This window comes from Sodalis sp. (in: enterobacteria) (assembly GCF_047607725.1).
GTDB lineage: Bacteria > Pseudomonadota > Gammaproteobacteria > Enterobacterales > Enterobacteriaceae > JBLKSS01.
The window spans coordinates 1-2552 of record NZ_JBLKSS010000274.1 but is presented as its reverse complement, the minus strand read 5'-3'; the positions used below and the strand labels follow the sequence as shown (position 1 = coordinate 2552).

3 protein-coding genes are annotated in these 2552 nt (G+C 56.2%); 1 reads left to right on the top strand and 2 read right to left on the bottom strand.

The features are described 5' to 3' along the window. A partial coding sequence (locus tag ACMX3H_RS18215) for a transposase domain-containing protein (RefSeq protein WP_415209556.1) occupies positions 1-109 on the top strand: 109 nt, incomplete at its 5' end. 528 nt (positions 110-637) lie between these two features. On the opposite strand, the gene prfC is transcribed toward ACMX3H_RS18215, so the two are convergent. Both prfC and ACMX3H_RS18205 read right to left on the bottom strand, forming a co-directional pair. Then, positions 638-2227, bottom strand: a complete 1590-nt coding sequence (prfC, locus tag ACMX3H_RS18210) for a peptide chain release factor 3 (RefSeq protein WP_415211799.1) — start codon at positions 2225-2227, stop codon at positions 638-640. Between the two features lie 215 nt (positions 2228-2442). After that, on the bottom strand, positions 2443-2552 hold a 110-nt coding region (locus ACMX3H_RS18205), incomplete at its 5' end, for a transposase domain-containing protein (protein WP_415209556.1).

Genomic DNA, 2552 nt, shown 5'->3' with positions numbered 1-2552 from the left:
CGTGGAGCCGGAAGCGTATCTGCGCCATGTGCTGGCGATTATCGCGGATCATCCCATCAACAAAATCAAAGAGCTCCTGCCGTGGAACCTCACCATCCCTGCTGAATAACTGTCAATACGGCGCTGGGCGTACGCTTACGCGTCCTGCAACCTTGCAGTGACCCTTCATTAAAAAAACGTAAGGTGATATTCACCGTTGCTGCGGTCTATTCTCCTAGTGGCCTCATTCCCTTCTGGGGACCGTGGACAATAAACAGCATATCTTCACGGTCCTTGACAGCAAATTGCTCTGACTTAGCCGAATTTATTAGCTTAATTAACCGCTCCGTCAGTGACAATTTAACTATAGACCACCACAAGTAATTTGCATGCTCAGGGAAAAGAAAATCGTCAAATCAAAAGCAGAAGCAAGGATTTAGGAACTTTCCGGGACGAAAGAGTCGGCCGCCGCGGGCCGGACATCGGGCGACTGACGGCCCCGCGAACACGCGTAAAGGCAGGCGCGTGGCGGGAACGTCGCCGCTGCCGCAAACGGTGAGACAGGCGGCGCACCATCAACAACAACGTCACCGTGCGGCGCTGTCTGATGAGGGGATTGTGACGCCGCCGCTTTGGCGGCGGCCCAGGAAAGACGCGATTAATGTTCGCGCGTTTTATGGAACTTAATATCCGGATAGCGTTCCCGGGTCAGATTCAGGTTCACCATGCTCGGTGCGATATAGGAGAGGTTATCGCCGCCGTCGAGCGCCAGATTGAGTTCATTTTTGCGCTTGAATTCTTCCAGCTTTTTGGCGTCGCCGCATTCCACCCAGCGGGCGGTGGAAACGTTTACTGACTCATACAGCGCTTCAACGTTGTACTCGCTCTTCAGCCGCGCCACGACCACATCAAACTGCAGCACGCCGACCGCGCCGACAATGAGATCATTATTGGCCAGCGGGCGAAAGACCTGCACCGCCCCCTCTTCCGACAGTTGCACCAGCCCTTTAAGCAATTGCTTTTGCTTGAGCGGATCACGCAGGCGGATACGGCGGAACAATTCCGGCGCGAAATTAGGAATACCGGTAAATTTCAGCTCTTCACCCTGGGTAAAGGTATCGCCAATCTGGATAGTCCCGTGGTTGTGCAGGCCGATAATATCGCCGGCGTAGGCTTCTTCGATATGGGAACGGTCGCCCGCCATAAAGGTCAGCGCATCGGCGATAACGACATCCTTACCGGTACGTGCCTGGCGCAGTTTCATGCTCTTTTCATAGCGGCCGGAGACGACGCGCAAAAACGCCACCCGGTCCCGATGCCGTGGATCCATATTGGCCTGGATCTTGAACACGAAGCCGGTGAACTTTTCTTCGTGCGCGCGCACCACCCGAACGTCAGTCTGACGCGGCATCGGCGGCGGCGCCCAGGCCACCAAACCGTCCAGCATATGATCGACACCAAAGTTGCCCAGCGCGGTACCGAAAAATACCGGTGTCAGCTCGCCCGCCAGGAAAGCCTGTTCGTCAAACGGATGGGACGCGCCCTGCACCAGCTCCAGCTCTTCGCGCAGTTGCGCTGCCAGATCCTCGCCCACCGCCTGGTCCAGTTCCGGGTTGTCCAACCCTTTGACCACCCGTACTGCCTGGATGGTATGACCCTGGCCGCTTTGATAAAGGTAGGTTTCATCTTTCGCCAGATGATAAATGCCCTTGAACAGTTTACCGCAGCCGATAGGCCAGGTGATCGGCGCGCAGGCAATACGCAGTTCGCTTTCCACTTCATCAAGCAATTCCATCGGATCGCGTATGTCGCGATCCACCTTATTCATAAAGGTCAGGATCGGCGTATCGCGCAGGCGGGTGACTTCCATCAGCTTGCGGGTCCGATCTTCAACCCCTTTGGCGGCGTCGATCACCATCAAACAGCAGTCCACCGCCGTCAGGGTGCGGTAGGTATCTTCGGAGAAGTCCTCATGCCCCGGCGTATCCAGCAGATTTACCAGCGCCTGGCGGTAAGGGAATTGCATCACGGATGTGGTAATGGAAATACCGCGCTGCTTTTCCATTTCCATCCAGTCGGATTTAGCGTGCTGGTTAGAGCCGCGGCCCTTAACGGTGCCGGCGGTCTGAATTGCCTGTCCGAACAGCAGCACTTTTTCAGTAATTGTCGTTTTACCGGCGTCAGGGTGCGAAATAATCGCGAAGGTGCGCCGTGCCGCAATTTCATCGGCGTAGAGGTCGTTCTTCATGGTCACTTTCTCGATGGGCGCGTGCCACAGTCTCTGTCTAAAGGGAATTTGCTGGTTGCAGATTCTACATGGTGTGGGTAGGCATTGATAGCTCCCCGGCCGGCAGCGGCGTCAGCCCAGCGGCAGCGCCATAATCACGGCATCCTCCCGGCCATCCGCCGACGGGTAATAATGGCGTCGGATCGGTAAGCGTACGCCCAGCGCCGTATTGACAGTTATTCAGCAGGGATGGTGAGGTTCCACGGCAGGAGCTCTTTGATTTTGTTGATGGGATGATCCGCGATAATCGCCAGCACATGGCGCAGATACGCTTCCGGCTCCACGC